Origin of the sequence: Methylobacterium sp. Leaf93, assembly GCF_001422345.1 — a bacterium.
Lineage (GTDB): Bacteria > Pseudomonadota > Alphaproteobacteria > Rhizobiales > Beijerinckiaceae > Methylobacterium > Methylobacterium bullatum.
The window spans coordinates 201,381-218,275 of the sequence record NZ_LMMS01000027.1 but is presented as its reverse complement, the minus strand read 5'-3'; the positions used below and the strand labels follow the sequence as shown (position 1 = coordinate 218,275).

Sequence of the window (16,895 nt, the reverse complement as noted above, 5' to 3'; positions counted from 1 at the left end):
CACCCTCCCCGGCGGTTGCGCGGCGGTTTCCCGTTGCCGCGCGGGTATGCGATGAACCGGGAGGCCGGAGCCGATCGTGACCCACACCCTCCCCCTGCCCTACAAGCCGCCCTACGACTGGCCCGCGATCCTGGCCTATCTCGGCGGCCGGGCCATTCCGGGTGTCGAGGTGGTGACGGCGGATGCCTATGCCCGGACCGTCTACCTCGGCGGCGGCCCCGGCACGATCTCCGTCATGCAGGGCCGTGGCGATACCCTCGTCGCGACGGTGGATCATCCCGATCCGGCGGTTCTGCCGGACGTTCTGGCACGGCTGAGGCCGATGTTCGATTGCGACGCCGACCCGGCTCTCATCGCGGCCGCGCTCTCTCGCCACCCCGACCTCGCACCCCTGGTGGCCGAACGGCCGGGCCTGCGGGTTCCGGGCGCCTGGGACGGGTTCGAGATCGCGGTACGCGCCATTCTCGGACAGCAGGTCTCGGTCAGTGCGGCGACCCGGCTCGCCGGCCGGCTGGTTGCCGCCTTCGGTGAAGCGATGGCGCCGGAATACGCCGGAACGGGGCTGACCCACCTGTTCCCGACGCCGGATCGTCTGCTCGATGCAGACGTGGCCGCGACGCTGGGCATGCCGGGGGCACGCGGCAGGGCGATCAGCGCCCTCGCGGCTGAGGCCCATGCGAATCCCGCTCTGTTCGCACGGGGACGCGGGCTCGATCCGGCGGTGGCCGCCCTGAGGGCGATGAGCGGGATCGGCGAGTGGACGGCGCAGTACATCGCTCTCAGGGCCTTGCGCGAACCGGATGCGCTGCCGACGAGCGACCTCGCCCTGCTCCGGTCCCTCGATACCGGGGCGGGGCGTCCGACACCGGCGCAATTGCTCATCAGGGCCGAAGCCTGGCGTCCCTGGCGGGCCTACGCCGCCGTGCATCTCTGGATGAGCGACGCCGCGCGGATCGCCGCCGCCCTGCCTATTCCCAAGCGCCGCCCTGCCCGGCCCATCTCCGGGTAGGATCCGTGATGTCAGCCCTGCTTCCGGCGGGCTTGCTCTGCCCGTCATGGACGGGACAGAAGGGGATGGCGGTACCGCCAGCGAAGAACCATCTCCGAGCAAAGCCGCCGAAGGGATCATGACCTCTCCGTCCGCCTCCCCCGGTCCGGCCGTCGAGACCCGCGCGGTCGCCGCCGCCTACCCGCTCCTCCTGTTCACGACCCTACTGTGGGGCGGCAACGTGGTTGCGGGCAAATGGGCCGTCGGGGAAGTCTCGCCCCAGGTGCTCACCTGCCTGCGCTGGGCTTTCGCCTGCCTCGCGCTGGCCTGGCCGGCCTGGCGCGGGATCGTGGCCGAGCGCCACCTGATCGCGCGCCACTGGCGCTACGTCCTGCTGATGGGAGCCTGCGGCTACACCGCCTATGCGAGCCTGTTCTACGCCGCCGGCATCTACACCACCGGGGTGAACGTCGCCCTGTTCCAGGGAGCGATTCCGGTCCTCGTCATCCTGCTGAACTACGTCGTGCACCGTGTTGCGGTCACCGGGGCGCAGATCCTCGGCGTCGTCATCACCCTCGGCGGCGCGGGCGTCGCGGCGACCCACGGCGACTGGCACATCCTGTCGACGCTCTCCTTCAACATCGGCGACATGCTGATGCTCGGCGCCTGCCTACTCTATGCCGGCTACACCGTCGCCCTCGCCGACCGGCCCAAGATGTCCGGCCTGACCTTCTTCTCGGCGATGGCGCTGGCGGCCCTCGTGACCTCCCTGCCCGCCCTCGTCCTCGAACAGGCCGCCGGACGCCTGATCTGGCCGACACCGAAGGGGTGGGCCATCGTCGCCTTCGTGGCCCTCGGCCCGTCCCTCATCGCCCAGCTCTCGTTCATGCGGGGCGTCGAACTGATCGGCCCGAACCGGGCGGGGGTGTTCGTGAACCTCGTGCCGATCTTCGGCTCGGGCCTCGCCATCCTCGTCGTCGGCGAGCCCTTTCAATGGTACCAGGCCGCGGCCCTGGCCCTCGTCCTCGGCGGCATCGTCATCGCCGAGCGCTTCGGCCGCCGCGACAGCGCCAGCGGGAGGTGAGGCCGGACGCCGCGCGCCCGTCTCAGCCGGCGGCCGCGCGCTCGAGGGCGGCGATGTCGAGCTTGATCATGTCCTGCATGGCGGAGAAGACCCGGCTCGCCACGGCCAGATCGGGGTCGGCCAGCAACCGGGGGAGGATCGTGGGTACGATCTGCCAGGGCACGCCCCATTTGTCCCGGAGCCAGCCGCACATGATCTCGGCCCCGCCATCCGCGATGAGCGCCGCCCATAACCGGTCGACTTCATCCTGGTCGGCGCAGGCCACCGAAATCGAAGCGGCGGTGCCGTAATCGGCCGTGGCGCCTCCGTTCAGGGCCTGAAAGCTCTGTCCGCCAAGGGTGAAGGCCACGAGCAGCGCATCGCCCGCCTCCCCGCCCGGCCAGGGTCCGGGCGAGCGCTGGACATGGTCGATCCGCGAATCGGGTACGAGGGAGACGTAGAGGCCGACCGCCGCCTCGATGTCCTTGCCGAACCACAGGCAGGTGCTGACCTTGGCCATCGTCGACTTCTCTCGCGAGACTGGACCCGGATGAAGATATCAACGATCCGGCCTCGAGCCCATCAGATGATGAGCCCCCGCCGCAGGGCGATGGCGACGGCCTGGGTGCGGTTGACGGTGCCGAGCTTGGCGCGGGCGGAGCGCAGGTGGAAATCGACGCCGTGGGCTGAGATCCCCATGACCTCGCCGATCTCCCAGTCGGTCTTACCTTCGGCCGCCCATTGCAGGGCCTCGCGCTCGCGCGGGGCGAGGCGCGCGGAGGCCGCCGGGCTCTGCCCGTTCAGCAGCAGCAGGTGGCCGAACGCGTAGGTGGCGATCAGCTGAAGCATCCCCCGATCCGCCGGATCGATGACGAGGCGCTCGCCCGAGACGCTGAACCCGGCGGTCTCGCCGTCGAGGGTCATCAGCGGGATCGTCAGGCCGTCGCACAGGCCGAAATCCGTCGCCTCGTCCATCACCCTGCGCGCCAGGGGATCGTCGGCTCGCTCCTCGGTGGCGTCACTCCAGGCGAAGGGCGCGGTGGAGTGGCCGAGGCGCCGCACCGTGGGGTCGTGGAAGGCATAGCCGCGCGTCAGGTAGCGCCGGCCCCATTCCATCGGGAAGGTGTTGAGGAGAACGTGGCCGCGCTGCTGTCGGACGGGCGCGCCACGGGCCGGCACGGTGGCCGCCATGATATGGGCGACGCCGAGATCCGCCAGTTCCGCCATCAGAAGCCGGGCGACGTCCTCGCCGCTCGCCGTCCGGTCGAGGGAGCGGAGGAAGCCGAGGGTCTGATCGAGGGATTTGCGCGTCACACGCGTACTGCCAGGAGAGTCCGATCACGTCTTCATGATCGAAGGGCATGTGAGCGACCTAACTCTAGATTGTCAACGCATTCCCTCGGGTAGGATCGATTTTGCGCGACCGGGTTCCGAGGGAGAATCAGCCGAACAGGTCGACGGTCCTGAAACCGGCCGCCTCCAGCCGCTCGGCCAAGACGCGGCGATGGCACCGTTCCGGATCGCGCTCGAAACAGAGGAGACAGGTGGGCGCCCGCGCGGCGAGCTCGCACAGGGCATCGAGGGCGAGGCCGCCATCGGCGGTATCGAGGACCTCCTCGCAGTAGATCCGGCGCATCAGCACCGCGTCATGGGCCCGGGCGGCTTCCCGCCCGGCCTTGGGCGTGCCGAGTTCCCGCGCATGCGCGTAGGTGAGACCCGCCTCCTCCAGGCTCGTCTTCAGGGCGTTCTTCGAAAAACCTCGCTTGCGCGAATTCGCCACCGCGCGAACGTCGGCCAGGGTCGCGACGCCGGCATCCTTCAGGGTCGCCACGAAACGCTCGGAATCGAGCCCTTCGTAGCCGATGGTGAACAAAACCTTCTGCAGTCTCCCCTCCCCTCGAAACACCAGACCGGCTCGTGACTTAGCCTCGGGCGCCGGCCTGCGGCCTAAGCGCCGGAATGCACCCTATGTGGCTCGCAGGCAACGACTTCCGGAATTCCGCCGCATTGCCGTCAAAGCTCTGTTAACCGCGCAGGGGCCATCCCTTAGCGATGAGTGTAGCGCGTGAGAACGGTGGGCCGGGCATCGATGTCGCTTAAGAACGGGATCGCCCCGACAATCATGGCCGGGATGCCACGCGGCGTCGCCATGCGCTGGGCCAAACGCTCTCTGACAGCCGCCCTGCTCGCGACTCTCGCGGCCTGCGCCGGAAACCACAGCGACTTCTACCCCACCAAGGGCGACGTGAAGCCCCATCCGGGGGTGGCGCGCGCCAAGCAGCACCCGATCCAGGGCATCGACATCTCGAAATGGCAGGGGCCGATCGATTGGGCCTCGGTGCGCGGTGCCGGCACGCAGTTCGCCTTCATCAAGGCGACGGAGGGCGGCGACCACGTGGACGAGCGGTTCCGCGCCAATTGGGACGGCGCCGCCAAGGCGGGCGTGCCCCGTGGGGCCTACCATTTCGTGTTCTGGTGCCGCTCGGCCCAGGACCAGATGGAGTGGTTCAAGAAGAACGTCCCCAACGATCCGACCGCCCTGCCCCCCGTCCTCGACGTGGAGTGGAACGGTCATTCGCAGCTCTGCCCCAAGAAGCTGCCGAAAGCCCAGGCGCTGGCGATGATGCGCTACATGCTCGACGAGATGGAGCGCTACACCGGCAAGCGTCCGATCATCTATACCGACATCACCTTCCACAAGGACGTGCTCGAGGACGAGCTGCCCGACTACCCGCACTGGGTCCGCTCCACGGCGGCCGAGCCCGAGCAGCGCTACGCCAAGCGCAAGTGGATGCTGTGGCAGTTCACCTCCACGGGCCGGGTTCCGGGCGTGCGCGGCGACGTCGACCGCAACGCGTTCTACGGCTCCACCGCGGAATGGGCCTCGTTCCTGTCAACGGATTGCGACCCCCGCGACCATAGCCGGCTCGCCGGACAGGGGCTCTGCAGCGGGAAGTAGGGGAAGAACCGAAACGTCGGGGGACGTGTCACCGAGCGCCGCTAGGGAGCGGCGCTCATCACGCTCGCGAGGACGGTGCCGTAATGGCAGGCCGTGGCGGCGAGGACGAAGGCGTGCCAGATCGCGTTCTGGTACGGCAGGCTGCGCCAGACGTGGAAGATGACCCCGGCCGAGTAGAGCACGCCGCCGATCGCCAGAAGCCAGAGGGCCTCGGGGTTCAGTGCGCCGATCACCGATTCGTAGGTGGCGACGCCGCTCCATCCGAGGAGCAGGTAGAGCCCGATGGCGGCCCGGTCGAAACGGCCGGGCAGGAGCAGCTTCAGGGCGATGCCGATCGCCGCCAGCACCCAGATGAAGGCCAGAAGCATCCAGGCCGTCGATCCGCGCCCGACCAGGGCGACGAGAGGCGTGTAGGTGCCCGCAATCATCAAGTAGATGAGGGCGTGGTCGGCCCGGCGCAGGATCCACTTGCGGCGCCCCACGGGCCACATGTTGTAGGTGGCCGAGACACCGAGCATCGACACCAGGGCGGCGGCATAGACCGCGACGCCCGCTCGCTCGGTCCAATCCAACGGCGCCATCGCCGCCAGGATGACGATGGCGATGGAGCCCGCCACACCGAACGCGATGCCGGCGATGTGCACGGCGGCATCCGCCATCAGCTCCCGGCGGGTGTAATTCCAGGTCAGTCCGATGGGTCTACCGTCCTCAGCCAGGAACATCGCTGACTCCGAACTTTCCTAACCCAAGCTTAAGCGCCGAAGGCCCAGACTCGTTCCCTGCTCGAACTGCGTAGGCGGCGAGCATCGTGAACCGCCGCCTACCTGATTGCCGCATATTTTCCCGGCGAAAATATTCCTAGAATGAGAAGGTCGAGAAGCGGCTTGCGAGGACGACGGCCCAGGCGGCGCCGAGGAGTCCCGTGAGACCGACGACGACCTTACGGGTCCGTGCATGGCGCGTCCCGTCCGTGTCGGCGCCTTCGCGTGCCGACTGGTCGCGCTCAACGAGTACCTGCTCTTCCGACACGAGGCGTTGGTCGTGCATGCTGGACGGCCTTTCGGTTGTGGCGTGACATTGCCGGACGCCGCTTTCGCGGCGCCATCGACACATCGGCTAACGGTACGAACCCAAGCTTGGTTTCGCTGCGATGCAACAAAATATGGTCGGGGCGACGCTCGCCGATGTGGACCGACACGGTGCAAGCATCCGGCCAATCCGCACCTACCATCCGGCATAGCGGCGATGCGGTCTGTGCGATGCAGCAGCCGGCGCGCCGATGAGATCCGGAAAGCGGGCCGGGACAGCCCCCCTCGCCTCCGGGCAAGAGGCCGTCTCCCCGAGCCCCCCTCGGCCTCCGCTACGATGTGTTCCCGGAGAGGGGCTAAGCGCCTCGGCCCGTCATGCCCTCGAAACCGAAGGCGGCGGAACTAGCGACGGGAGACGGCAGGGTCCGCGGGGTCGCTCCCCGGCTGAGCCGGGCATGCACCGTCGCCATCATCAGGACCGCCATGGCGAAGACCTGATGGGTGAGGCCCGCCCAGAGGGGCACCGCCAGCAGAAGCGTCACGATGCCCAACCCCGCCTGCGCCAGGGTCAGACCGGCGATGCCCATTGCGCGGCGGGCCGTGCCGCTGCCGGGAAGCCGCTTGCCCGCGTCGACGGCGTGGAACAGCGCCACCGCCAAAAGGAGATAGGCCACGAGGCGGTGGTTGAACTGCACCAGGGTGACGTTGTCGACGAAGTTCTCGATCCACGGGCTGACCGCGAACAGGTCCGACGCCCCCGGCACGAGGACGCCGTCCATGTCTGGCCAGGTGTTGTGCACGAGCCCGGCCTTCGATCCGGCGACGAGGCCGCCGAGACCGATCTGGAGCAGGACGAGGATCGGCAGCAGGGCCGCCATGATCCTCAGGCGACCGGGTGCCGGCTCGGACGGGCCGGACCTCAACCCGGCCGCCAACCAGACGAGGCCCGCCAGGATCAGGCTCGCCGTGGTCAGGTGGAGGGCGAGCTTGAGGGGCGCCACCGCCGTCATGCCCGGCTGGAGGCCGGAAGCGACCATGATCCAGCCGATGGCGCCCTGAAGACCGCCGAGGGCGCCCAGCGCGAGGAGCCCGTATCCCAGGCGCCGGTCGACGAGACCGCGCCACCAGAACACCAGGAGCGGTACGAAGAAGGCGAGCCCGAGGATGCGCCCGAGCAGGCGGTGGCCCCATTCCCAGGCATAGATGACCTTGAAGTCCGACAACCCCATGCCCTGGTTGAGGATGCGGTATTGCGGCGTGTCCTTGTACTTGTCGAACTCGGCGGCCCAGGCCTGTTCGGAGACCGGGGGGACCACGCCCGTCACCGGCCGCCATTCGGTGATCGACAATCCCGATCCCGTCAGGCGGGTGGCACCGCCGACGGCGACCATGGCCACGACGAGGATCGCCAGCGTGTAGAGCCAGATGCGCACCGGGTTCGTGGAACGGACCGGCGCGGTCGGGGTGGTTTCGCGTGAAGGCATCGCGGTGGGGAGCTCGCGTGGTGTCGGGATCGGCGCGGGTTTCCCGTGCCTTGCGCCCCTGCGTTACGCATGCGCGGCCACGGGGGCAACGTCGCCGAGGGCCGCAGAGGGTTTGGATGCGGCGCGAGCGGCAATTGCCTTGCCGGGGCGGTCGGCCTAACCCCGGCGGACCTGACGCTGGGGGAGAAGGCCCCTCGCCAAAGGCCCCTATACAGGAGAGCGCCCATGCGCCGCCGCACCCGCACGCTGCTCGGCACGATCGGCATGCTCGCCTTCGTGGCGCTCTACGCGCCCCTCGCCATGGCCTTGGCCGACAGCCGCATCTCCCAGACGCCCCCGGCCGTGCAGGCGATCCTTTACGCCTTCCTTGGTATCGCCTGGATATTCCCGTTGATGCCGCTGATCCGCTGGATGGAGCGAAAGGACGTCGACGGCGGGAGCTGAGAGCCGGGGTTTCACCCGACGCCGGGATTTCGCCGCACTCGGCCGTCACAGGCTTGGGCACGCTTCGATGTTCCCTCAGACCCAGGCCGAGATCCGCCGCTCCATGAACCGATCCTCATGAACCGATTCCTCGCGTCCTTCCTGCTCGTAGGCGTCGGCTGCGCCGCTCTCCCGGCTCTCGCCACCCGGGCCTCGGCGCAGAATGCGCCCCGCTCGATGGCGGAATGCGAGCGTCTCAAAAACGACCTCGCCTACAACCAGTGCCTCGCGATGTTCGGACCGGCCGCCAAGAATGTCGGAGGCGGGGGCAGCGATGGCGGGTCGGCCTCCTCCGTAGCGACGGCGCTCGCCGCCGTGCCGCCCGTCAGCACCGAATCCCTGCCCATGGCCGACGAGCCCGCGCAGGAGGCGGGCAGGGGCCAGCGCGGCAGGCGCGGGCGCTATACCCGCCACGGCCGCCAGAGCGCCAGCTTCACCGTCGGTGGAAGCGAGGGCCGCTCGTCCTACCGTCGCCGCCGCCGGCATTAGCCGGGTGGGCCGGGCTCATTCGACATCGAGCCGTCGCCCGCGATTCCAGGCGAGGAACGGAACCCCCGACAGCAGCGCGGAGAGCGCCGCCTTCGATTGATGCAGCCCATTCACCGAGACCCGCGGCAGGGCATGGAGATGGGCGGCATGGCCGGGGAAGAGATGGCCGGGGCGGGTCGTCACGGCCGTGACGAACCCGGCCTCGCGGGCGATGTCGAATTCCCGCCCCCCGGCCGAGGTCGGATCGCCGACCGGATAGGACAAGTGCCGCACCGGCCGTCCGATCTCCCGTTCGATCCGCGCCCTGCCCTCCCCGATCTCATGGCGTACCCGCGCCTCCCCGTGTTTCGCCAGCATGGGATGGCCGATCGTATGGGCCCCGATCGACAAGGCAGGATCGGCCGCGAGATCGCGCAACTCCCCCCAGGACAGGCAGAGTTCCTTCGCCACACGCCCGATTCCGATGCCGGCCTCGCCGCAGAGGGCGGCGATGGTGGCGAGTAGGCGCTCCTCCGATCCGGCGCGCAGGTGCCGGTAGATCACGGCGAATGCCGCCATCTTCTCCCCGGCCGTGGCGGCGGGCAGGTCGAGGGGCGGGGCCTCGTCCCGACGCACCCTCACCCGGTCGAGGCGACCGATCGCGCGTTCGAGTTCGATCCACCACAGGCGGCCCCGCCCCTCGGCGAAGTCGCTCGCGACGAACAGCGTCCAGGGAACGCGATGCCGGCTCAGGATGGGAACGGCGTGGCGGGCATTGTCCCGGTAGCCGTCGTCGAAGGTCAGGACGGCGAAGGGCCTGTCCCCGCCGGGCCGGACGAGCCGCTCTGGCACGGAATCGAGGCCGATCACGTCGAACCCCTTCGCGGCCAGCGTGACCATCACCAGGTCGAGGAAGTCCGGCGTGATCGAGAGGAGGCCGTTGGGGGCGTAGGCCCTCGCGGGGGCCGGATCGACATGATGGAAGGTCAGGATCAGGCCGCGCCCCTGCGCGACCCGCCTCAGCCAACGGTCGGCTCCCGAGGCGGCGATGGCGCGAAAGCCCGCATCGAACAGGCGGTGACGGAACTCGGGCGAGGGCATGGACGTCACCAGAGAAGGGCGGGACGGGCGGAGATTCGATCACCAACCCGCAAGGTTTCGTTACCCACATCGCGAGATGATGCCTTGCCGTTTTCCATCGTCACCGGCGCTTAAGGAGCCGGAGGTCTAGTACTGGACGATGCATGCTCGTGCGCCGCGCTTGCGGAGCCGTGCCAGGGAGCGGTGATGGCGGTTCTTGTTCACGATCTCACCGGAGCGGGTATGATTCAGGAGCGCGTCCGCGGGCAACTGGTTCCGGAGGTGTTTCGCGACCTGGCCAGTGTCGAGGCTTTGTGGCGGAGCGTCGAGAGCGATCCGGCCGCGCTGTCTACTCCCTATCAGCGATTCGACTGGGTCTCGGCCTTCGTCTCGGCCAAGCTCGGCTGCACCCCGGCGGAGCAGGACGCCTCCCTGCGGGTCATCGTCCTGCGCGATCCCGGCGGACGACCCCGCGTGATCCTGCCGCTGCAAGTGGCACGCGAGCGCGGCGTCCGCGTGGCGCGGGTGATCGGCTGCAAGCACGCGAACTACCACATGCCGATGTTCGCCTCCCGCGAGGCGGCGGCCATGCGTGCCGAGGATCTCGTTGGGCTGCTGCGCCGCGTCGGGCACGAGGCCGGGATCGATGTCTATCTGCTCGGGCATCAGCCGCGCTTCTGGGACGGCGCCGCCAATCCGTTGAGCCTCCACGCCGCGCCGGCCGTGAGCGACGCCTACGGCCTGATCCTCGGCCCCGACCCCGAGACCACCGCAAAGCGCGTCTTCAGTGCCGATGCGCGCAAGAAGATGCGCTCGAAGGAGAGGAAGCTGATCGAGGCCTTCGGCCCCGTGGAGTATCGGGTGGCCGCGAATGCCGAGGAGGTGAGAGTTTACCTCGCCGCCTTCTTCACGCAGAAGGCCTCGCGCTTCGCCGCCATGAGCATCGCCAATCCCTATGCCGACGAGGGGATCCGCCGCTTCATCGCCACGGGCGCCTGCCGGCAGGACGATCCGAACGAGGTCCGGGGCGCCGCGATCGAGGTCTCCGCCCTGGTGGCGTGCAACGATGGGCGCGTCTTCGCGACCTTCGCCGGTGCGGTCAGCGATGCGCGCTACAGCGGCATGATGACCTCCTTCGATCAGGATCCCGTGGTCGGACGGTCGAGCCCCGGCGACATCCTGCTGCAGCATCTCATCCGCGATCAGACCGAGCGCGGACGCCGCAGCTTCGATCTCGGCGTCGGGGAGGCCCGCTACAAGGCCAATATCTGCGACGAGACGATTCAGCTGGGCGAGGTCACCATCGCCGTCACCCTGCGCGGCCATCTCTTCGCCATTCCGTCCATGGCCGCCACCCGCCTCAAGCGCCGGATCAAGCGGAGCGAGCGACTGGCGCGCTGGGCGAAGGCGGTCCGGAAGGCGATCCGACGCTCGGGCCGCCATGGCCGGAGCGTCGGCGAGGCGCAAACCTGACGCGACGGCTCGCTCAGGCCGCCGAAAGTCCTCAGGCCGCCGAAAGTCTTGCGCCGGCCCCCGGCTTTCCAGCAGCGGCGTGCTCGTTCGCGGGGTACTCTCCGGCGACGAGGACGGAGCCGGATCCCTCCCGGTCGGCCAGGCCGTAGAGCGCGACGAGCTCGGGATCCTCGGGCGACGTGTCGGAGGCGATGACGATGGCGTTCATCCGGCCCGCCATGGCCGTCAGCAGGTCGCGAGCCCCCTCGGACTGGGCCTCGCCCAAGCGATAGACGACCCAATCGTAGCTCTGGGCGAGGGCATCGAGGGCGATGGCCAGGGCCTCCGGCTCGTCCGTGAGGATGTCGCACTCGACGAAGCCGCGCGGGATGGCGTGGAGCCTGCGCACCGAGGGCACCGACCGGATCACGTCGAGGAAGGCCGCCTCGCCCGCCACGAGGTCGGTGAGGCCGGCATCGTCCGAGGGTGAGGCCGGGCCGTTGACGTCTACGAGGAGGACGCGCCCGCTCGCGGCCAAGGCCTCCGCCAGGATCCCGGCGAGCTGCCGGTCGGCGTCCGTATCGGTCTCCGCCACCAGGAGGCTTCCGCCATTGCGGCCCATGCGCTCGCGCAGGCGACGGGTGAGGGCCTGGAGATCGTAGCTGGGAACGGCCGTCCGGCCCGCTTCCCCGGCGGCCTCTTCCATCTCCTCCCGCCCCGGAGACGGCGCGGATGCCGGGGCGGAGGCGGGAGCGGCGGCGACGAGGGGGACGACGACGCGGGCGATCAACGGCGCCTCGTAGAGGGCGGCGGCGGTACCGGTGCGCGACAGGGCCGCGGACGCTTCCGGGAAGGCGAAGGGGGCGGGCTCGGGAGCCCGATCGTCCGGCCCTGTCCGGCGGGTCTCGTCGGGATCGCGGAGGAGATGGCGTGCCGCCACCCCGCCGCTGGACAGCAGCAGCGCCATCACGAGGGCGAGTGCCACGATGGGCAGCTTCTTCGGGAAGGACGGTATCTGGGGCACCACGGCGCGGGAGACCACGCGGGCATCGGCGGGGGCCGCGCTCTCGGCATCGCGGGCCGAGGCCTCGCGATAGCGCGAGAGGTAGGATTCGAGCTGGTCGCGCTGGGCCTTGGCCTCGCGCTCAAGGGCGCGCAACTGGACCTCGCTGGAATTGCCCTTCGAGACGACCTCGCGCTGCGCGTCGACGGCGGCGTTCAGGCTCTCGACCCGGGCCTCGGCGATACGGGCGTCGTTCTCCATCGTCCGCACCACCCGGTCGGCGGTGGCCTTGATCTGCGCATCGAGGTCGCCGATCTGCGCGGTCAGTTCCTTGATGCGGGGATGGGCCGGCATCAGCGTCCGCGATTCGAGGGCGAGCTGCCCGCGCAGGGTGATGCGCTGCTCCACCGTGCGGCGGATGACCTCGTTGTTGGCCACATCCGGGATCTCGAAGGCGCGGCCGTCCTTGATCATCTCGCGGATGAGCTTGGCCCGGCTCGTGAGATCGGCCTTGACCGTGCGGGCCTGGGACAGCTGGGTCGACAATTCGCTGAGCTGCTGGGTGCCCAGAGGTTGGCTGGTGGCGCCGCCGCCGCCGCTGATCAGGCCGTTGCGGGCGCGGAAGGCCTCGACCTTCGCCTCGGCCTCGGACACGCGGGTGCGCAGGGTGTCGATGTTGCCGCCGAGCCAGGTCGAGGCGTAGCGGGCGGTGTCCACCTTCGCCGATTCCAGGGAGGCGATGTAGAGTTCCGCGATGGTGTTGGCGGCCTTGGCCGCGAGGTCCGGATCGCGCGAGCGGAACTCGACCGTCAGGATGCGGGACTTGCCGGCCGGGTAGACCAGGAGCCGGTCGAAATAGGTCTCCAGCACCCGGTCCTCGGGCGCCCGCTCCATCGGGTTCCTGCCGAGCCCGATCATCATCAGGACGCGCTGGACCGGACCGATGCCGTCGACCTCGGGATCGAATTCGGCATTGCCCACGAGCTTCAGGCGGCGGATCGCCTCCCGGGCGATATCCCGGGACATCACCACCTGGACCTGGCTCGCCACCGCCTGTTCGTCGATGGCCAGGGGCTGTTCGCCGCGTTCCTGGGCGGTCCGCGCGAAGCTCGCGTCGCGGCTCTCCAGCAGGATCTTGGCCTCGCCGGTATAGCGGGGCGGAACCACCTGCACGAAGACGATGGCCCCGATGCCCGCCGCCAGGGTGGGAAGGACGATCCAGCGCCAGGACCGCGCCAGCACCCCGAACAGCTGGGACAGGCCGAGCCCCTCGTCCCGCTGTGGGATCGGTTCGATCGAGGAAACGGTCTGCTGCGAGCGGGGCATGAGACGATCTTTACGCAAGGCAGGACGGCGTATCGGACGCCTCACGGAAGAGTAGAACTCGTTAAGATTGATCGTCGGTTAAGATCGACTGCAACGCAGCGCATTCCGGGCGGCGCATCAGCTTTTGTTAACCATATGAACCTACCAATAGAGGCAGAAACTTGCTCTTAGCGGCTTGGATGATGAACCGGCGCTCCCTTCTCCTCGCTCTCTCCTCCACTCTGGCACTGGGCGGATGCCTGCGTCCCGACTTCCGGACCGCGCAGCTCGACGCCACCGCCACCGGATCGATCGGCGGACGCTATACGCTCGCCACCGGCGACCGGCTGCGCGTCATCGTTTTCGGCCAGGACAATCTCTCCAACATCTACGCCATCGACGGGACGGGCGGCATCGCCATGCCGCTCATCGGGCTCGTGAAGGTGGGAGGGCAATCGACGGCCCAGGCCGCCCGGACCATCGAGGCCAAGCTGGCGGCGGGCTTCGTGCGCGAGCCGCATGTGACGGTGGAGGTGGATGCCTATCGGCCGTTCTACATCCTCGGCGAGGTCACCACCTCGGGGCAGTACCCTTACGTGAACGGTATGGCCGTGGAGACGGCGGTGGCGATCGCGGCGGGCTTCGGGCCGCGGGCGGCCCGCGACTATGCCGTCCTCACCCGCGAGGGACCGAACGGCCTCGTCTCGGGCATCGTCCCGATGACCTACCTAGTGAGGCCCGGCGACACGATCGTCATAAAGGAACGCTTCTTCTGAGGACGTCTCGTCGTCGATCGATATCGGCCCGGATCCATCCGATCCGGGCCTTCGTCGTGTCTCGCCCGATCAGACGATGTCGAGATAACTCATGCTCGCGGCACTGGCGGCATTGCTGATGACGACCACCGTGTCGAACATGTGGTCGGCGTTCTGATCGGACAGCAGGTACCCCGTCTTCGTCGAGGTGTTGTACAAGAACAGGTGTGTCATGTCGTCGTTCTTCAGGACGCCGTCATAGCGCGCATAGGCCATCTCGGCAGAGATCGTCGTGGTCCTCGTCTCGAAGTAATTGTCTCGCGTACCTGCATATTTGAGGTCGATGCTGTCGTAGGTCGGATTCCAGTCCAGGATCGTATCCGAGCGTGAGATCGCGCCGGCGGTCTTGTCCAATGCGAAGACGAAGGTATCGAGTCCCTTGCCCCCGCCGCCGGACAGAGTGTCCTTATCGGCGCCGCCATTCAGGATATCGGAGCCGGCCCCGCCGAGCAGGGCGTCCGTTCCCTTGCCGCTGGTGAGGTTGTCATCGCCATCCTGCCCGAGGAGCGTGTCGTTGCCGGAGCCGGCGTCCAGCTTGTCATTACCGTTTCCGCCTTCGAGGCGGTCGTCTCCATAGCGGCCCGCAAGTTTGTCGTTGCCGGAGCCGCCATAAAGCTTGTCGTTGCCGAGATAGTCGCTGTCGGAGCCGTTGCCGCCGTCGAGGCTGTCGTCTCCCCCGCCCCCATAAAGCCTGTCGTTGCCATCATACCCGATCAGCGAATCGTTCGCCGCGGAACCGATCAATTGATCGTTCCCACGAAAGACCAGCTGACGGTTGTCCTCGGCAGAGCGGCCCAGGATCTCGGAGAAATCGACATCGATTTTGGTCAGCTCGAAGGCGCCCTCGTAGCGAACATCGATCGAGAATTCATACCCATCCTCGTCCTCATAATATTCCTCTTCATATTGATAATAATTGTAATTAACCGATTTTATATTACCAGATATAATCTGGTCATAATATACGTATATTTCCCCCTCATCATACTCCTCATAATATTTGAAATTCGACCCTGAATATAGCATCGAGTCACCTGAATCGCCGTCGTCATATCCGAACTGATAGTGACTCTCGCTTCCGTCAATTTCGTCCCAGTATGTCGGCAATTTCGGTAGTTCGATCCAATTCATGTCTATCGAGCCGGAAACAGTCAATTTGGCCATTGGGGTCTCTTTCCGAAGGGCGGGGCGCCTATCGACCCGTTACAAGCCGCTTTGGAAGACGGCATCCCTCACTTGAAGGATGCCGGCAGGGTTCGATGACGAAATCGTCGACCGTCGCCCGATTGGCCGGCGCATTAGCGAAGGATGGACACGATCTGCCGCGCCGTGTGGTATCGGCATGCGCCACGAAACGGCGGTGATCCGATGGGCGCCCCTCACCCGCTTGGGACCGCAGCCTCGTGCAACGCGTCACCCCGACCCGGCCCATTCGATACCCGGCTCAATCCGCCGAGGACCCGTCGTCCGGATCGGAATCTCCAAATGCGAGCCCGGTCCGGGAGATGGGCAGTTCCGAGCCTGCACGCAGCCTCGCCGTCAGATAATATCCAGGTAGCTCATGCTCGAAGCCTTGCCGGCATTGGCCATAATCACCCCAGTATCGAACCTGTGGTCACCATCCTGATCCGAAAGGAGGTATCCGGTCTTCGCGGTCCCGTTGTAAAGGAAGAGGTGTTTCATGTCGGCGTTCTTCAGCCCGCCGCCATAGGGGGCGAAAGCCTCGCCGATAGACTCGGCCTTGGTGCTGGCTTCGAAGTAGTTGGTGGCCGTACCGGCATGCTTCAGATCGATGCTGTCGTAGGTCGTGCTCCAATCCAGGATCGTGTCCGCTCGTGCGATCGCACCCACAGTTTTATCGATCGCGAACACGAAGGTATCCAGCCCGCGCCCGCCGCCACCAGAGAGGGTGTCCTGGTCGAGACCGCCGATCAGCGTATCGGAGCCGGCGCCGCCGATCAGAAGATCAGCTCCCTTGCCACCGGAAAGACTATCGTCGCCGTCCTGTCCCAACAAGGTGTCATCGCCGGACCCGGCATCCAACTTATCGTCCCCCTCGCCGCCTTCGAGGCGGTCGTCTCCGTAGCGCCCCGACAGCCTGTCGTTGCCCGAACCGCCATAGAGCTTGTCGTTGCCGTAATAGTCGCTGTCGGCGCCATTGCCTCCATCGAGCGAATCGTCCCCCTCGGCGCCGTAGAGCTTGTCGCTCCCCCAGTAGCCGACCAGCGTGTCGTTCTCGTTCGATCCCGTGATGACGTCGTTGCCGTCGAAGACCAATTTTTGGCGATCCTCGTTGGACGACGCGATGAAATCGGCGAAGTCGATCTTCAGGCGATAAACCGAATAACCGCCGCTGTAATATTCCTCGCCATACTCGTACTCGCCGGTCTCTTCGTTGATGTATTTATCGTAGTCATGATAATACCACTCATGCCTAATCTGATTTATTGAACCGGATTTAATCATATCGAATTCGTCGTAAGTAAATTTCGATCCATAATACTCTGTGTAATTCCCATCCTCGATGTCGTCATACCCCAGTTTGAGAGAGGTGCTGTTCGCATCGAGATAGTCGCCCTGATAATCGATCTGTGAAAAATCGAACGCGCCCATGTTGATGGCGCTGTACGCATTGAAAATTGCCATGGTGATCTCCGTCGGATGTAGGCGGGTGCCTGATGGGAGCGCGGTCCCGTCAGCGCGGAATCGAACCTTTGTGACGCTTCGACCCCAACGGCCTGGCGCACGACGAGGCGAGGCTCAGCGA

Annotated in this window: 17 protein-coding genes; 7 read left to right on the top strand and 10 right to left on the bottom strand. The window is 67.1% G+C overall.

What is annotated here, in order from left to right; all coding sequences use genetic code 11:
• The first annotated feature begins 76 nt into the window (after positions 1–76).
• Positions 77–1,009 carry a DNA-3-methyladenine glycosylase gene (locus ASF26_RS17005; RefSeq protein ID WP_056256453.1) on the top strand — a complete coding sequence of 311 codons (933 nt, stop codon included), beginning with the start codon at positions 77–79 and terminating at the stop codon, positions 1,007–1,009.
• A gap of 118 nt (positions 1,010–1,127) precedes the next feature.
• Positions 1,128–2,072 carry a DMT family transporter gene (locus ASF26_RS17000; RefSeq protein WP_056256449.1) on the top strand — a complete coding sequence of 315 codons (945 nt, stop codon included), beginning with the start codon at positions 1,128–1,130 and terminating at the stop codon, positions 2,070–2,072.
• Positions 2,073–2,094: 22 nt separating this feature from the next.
• Here the strand turns inward: ASF26_RS17000 and ASF26_RS16995 are convergent, their stop codons facing one another.
• The 3 genes from ASF26_RS16995 to ASF26_RS16985 all read right to left on the bottom strand — a co-directional run bounded on the left by ASF26_RS16995 (position 2,095) and on the right by ASF26_RS16985 (position 3,936).
• Positions 2,095–2,571 carry a VOC family protein gene (locus tag ASF26_RS16995; protein WP_056256445.1) on the bottom strand — a complete coding sequence of 159 codons (477 nt, stop codon included), beginning with the start codon at positions 2,569–2,571 and terminating at the stop codon, positions 2,095–2,097.
• A gap of 62 nt (positions 2,572–2,633) precedes the next feature.
• Positions 2,634–3,365, bottom strand: a complete 732-nt coding sequence (locus tag ASF26_RS16990; RefSeq protein WP_056256441.1) for a LuxR family transcriptional regulator — start codon at positions 3,363–3,365, stop codon at positions 2,634–2,636.
• 127 nt (positions 3,366–3,492) lie between these two features.
• Positions 3,493–3,936, bottom strand: coding sequence for a DUF488 domain-containing protein (locus ASF26_RS16985; RefSeq protein ID WP_056256962.1), 444 nt, complete (start codon positions 3,934–3,936; stop codon positions 3,493–3,495).
• A 204-nt stretch (positions 3,937–4,140) separates the two neighbouring features.
• On the opposite strand from ASF26_RS16985, the gene ASF26_RS16980 reads away from it, so the two are divergent.
• The gene (locus ASF26_RS16980; RefSeq protein ID WP_056149489.1) at positions 4,141–5,010 is read left to right on the top strand and encodes a GH25 family lysozyme; all 870 of its coding nucleotides are present in this window, start codon (positions 4,141–4,143) and stop codon (positions 5,008–5,010) included.
• Positions 5,011–5,051: 41 nt separating this feature from the next.
• Here ASF26_RS16980 and ASF26_RS16975 read toward each other — a convergent pair whose 3' ends face one another.
• The 3 genes from ASF26_RS16975 to ASF26_RS16965 all read right to left on the bottom strand — a co-directional run bounded on the left by ASF26_RS16975 (position 5,052) and on the right by ASF26_RS16965 (position 7,522).
• Positions 5,052–5,732 carry a hemolysin III family protein gene (locus ASF26_RS16975; RefSeq protein WP_056256435.1) on the bottom strand — a complete coding sequence of 227 codons (681 nt, stop codon included), beginning with the start codon at positions 5,730–5,732 and terminating at the stop codon, positions 5,052–5,054.
• Positions 5,733–5,868: 136 nt separating this feature from the next.
• Positions 5,869–6,057: a hypothetical protein gene (locus ASF26_RS16970; RefSeq protein WP_056256432.1), complete on the bottom strand. Its 189-nt coding sequence runs from the start codon at positions 6,055–6,057 to the stop codon at positions 5,869–5,871.
• Positions 6,058–6,394: 337 nt separating this feature from the next.
• The gene (locus ASF26_RS16965; RefSeq protein ID WP_056256428.1) at positions 6,395–7,522 is read right to left on the bottom strand and encodes a COX15/CtaA family protein; all 1,128 of its coding nucleotides are present in this window, start codon (positions 7,520–7,522) and stop codon (positions 6,395–6,397) included.
• 225 nt (positions 7,523–7,747) lie between these two features.
• Here ASF26_RS16965 and ASF26_RS16960 point away from each other — a divergent pair, with 225 nt between their 5' ends.
• On the top strand, positions 7,748–7,966 hold the full coding sequence (locus tag ASF26_RS16960) for a DUF2842 domain-containing protein (protein WP_018043571.1): 219 nt from the start codon (positions 7,748–7,750) through the stop codon (positions 7,964–7,966).
• Between the two features lie 117 nt (positions 7,967–8,083).
• Complete coding sequence (locus tag ASF26_RS16955; protein ID WP_056256425.1) at positions 8,084–8,494, top strand: hypothetical protein; 411 nt, start codon at positions 8,084–8,086, stop codon at positions 8,492–8,494.
• 15 nt (positions 8,495–8,509) lie between these two features.
• Here ASF26_RS16955 and ASF26_RS16950 read toward each other — a convergent pair whose 3' ends face one another.
• A complete protein-coding gene (locus ASF26_RS16950; protein WP_056256421.1) occupies positions 8,510–9,574 on the bottom strand; it encodes a polysaccharide deacetylase family protein in 1,065 nt (354 codons plus the stop codon).
• 186 nt (positions 9,575–9,760) lie between these two features.
• Between ASF26_RS16950 and ASF26_RS16945 the strand changes: the two genes are divergently transcribed.
• Positions 9,761–11,026, top strand: coding sequence for a GNAT family N-acetyltransferase (locus tag ASF26_RS16945; RefSeq protein ID WP_056256420.1), 1,266 nt, complete (start codon positions 9,761–9,763; stop codon positions 11,024–11,026).
• Positions 11,027–11,057: 31 nt separating this feature from the next.
• Here ASF26_RS16945 and ASF26_RS16940 read toward each other — a convergent pair whose 3' ends face one another.
• The gene (locus tag ASF26_RS16940; RefSeq protein ID WP_056256417.1) at positions 11,058–13,334 is read right to left on the bottom strand and encodes a GumC family protein; all 2,277 of its coding nucleotides are present in this window, start codon (positions 13,332–13,334) and stop codon (positions 11,058–11,060) included.
• Between the two features lie 182 nt (positions 13,335–13,516).
• Between ASF26_RS16940 and ASF26_RS16935 the strand changes: the two genes are divergently transcribed.
• Positions 13,517–14,089, top strand: coding sequence for a polysaccharide biosynthesis/export family protein (locus ASF26_RS16935; protein WP_018043576.1), 573 nt, complete (start codon positions 13,517–13,519; stop codon positions 14,087–14,089).
• Between the two features lie 69 nt (positions 14,090–14,158).
• On the opposite strand, the gene ASF26_RS23700 is transcribed toward ASF26_RS16935, so the two are convergent.
• The gene (locus ASF26_RS23700; RefSeq protein WP_082477684.1) at positions 14,159–15,292 is read right to left on the bottom strand and encodes a calcium-binding protein; all 1,134 of its coding nucleotides are present in this window, start codon (positions 15,290–15,292) and stop codon (positions 14,159–14,161) included.
• A gap of 375 nt (positions 15,293–15,667) precedes the next feature.
• The gene (locus tag ASF26_RS16925; protein ID WP_056256411.1) at positions 15,668–16,774 is read right to left on the bottom strand and encodes a calcium-binding protein; all 1,107 of its coding nucleotides are present in this window, start codon (positions 16,772–16,774) and stop codon (positions 15,668–15,670) included.
• Positions 16,775–16,895: the final 121 nt, after the last annotated feature.

Bases quoted from the DNA above. Each gene is read 5' to 3' on its own strand.
- ASF26_RS17000 (WP_056256449.1), top strand. From the start codon at position 1,128: ATGACCTCTCCGTCCGCCTCCCCCGGTCCGGCCGTCGAGACCCGCGCG.
- ASF26_RS16995 (WP_056256445.1), bottom strand. From the start codon at position 2,571: ATGGCCAAGGTCAGCACCTGCCTGTGGTTCGGCAAGGACATCGAGGCG.
- ASF26_RS16980 (WP_056149489.1), top strand. From the start codon at position 4,141: ATGTCGCTTAAGAACGGGATCGCCCCGACAATCATGGCCGGGATGCCA.
- ASF26_RS16975 (WP_056256435.1), bottom strand. From the start codon at position 5,732: ATGTTCCTGGCTGAGGACGGTAGACCCATCGGACTGACCTGGAATTAC.
- ASF26_RS16970 (WP_056256432.1), bottom strand. From the start codon at position 6,057: ATGCACGACCAACGCCTCGTGTCGGAAGAGCAGGTACTCGTTGAGCGC.
- ASF26_RS16965 (WP_056256428.1), bottom strand. From the start codon at position 7,522: ATGCCTTCACGCGAAACCACCCCGACCGCGCCGGTCCGTTCCACGAAC.
- ASF26_RS16960 (WP_018043571.1), top strand. From the start codon at position 7,748: ATGCGCCGCCGCACCCGCACGCTGCTCGGCACGATCGGCATGCTCGCC.
- ASF26_RS16955 (WP_056256425.1), top strand. From the start codon at position 8,084: ATGAACCGATTCCTCGCGTCCTTCCTGCTCGTAGGCGTCGGCTGCGCC.
- ASF26_RS16950 (WP_056256421.1), bottom strand. From the start codon at position 9,574: ATGCCCTCGCCCGAGTTCCGTCACCGCCTGTTCGATGCGGGCTTTCGC.
- ASF26_RS16945 (WP_056256420.1), top strand. From the start codon at position 9,761: ATGGCGGTTCTTGTTCACGATCTCACCGGAGCGGGTATGATTCAGGAG.
- ASF26_RS16940 (WP_056256417.1), bottom strand. From the start codon at position 13,334: ATGCCCCGCTCGCAGCAGACCGTTTCCTCGATCGAACCGATCCCACAG.
- ASF26_RS16935 (WP_018043576.1), top strand. From the start codon at position 13,517: ATGAACCGGCGCTCCCTTCTCCTCGCTCTCTCCTCCACTCTGGCACTG.
- ASF26_RS23700 (WP_082477684.1), bottom strand. From the start codon at position 15,292: ATGGCCAAATTGACTGTTTCCGGCTCGATAGACATGAATTGGATCGAA.
- ASF26_RS16925 (WP_056256411.1), bottom strand. From the start codon at position 16,774: ATGGCAATTTTCAATGCGTACAGCGCCATCAACATGGGCGCGTTCGAT.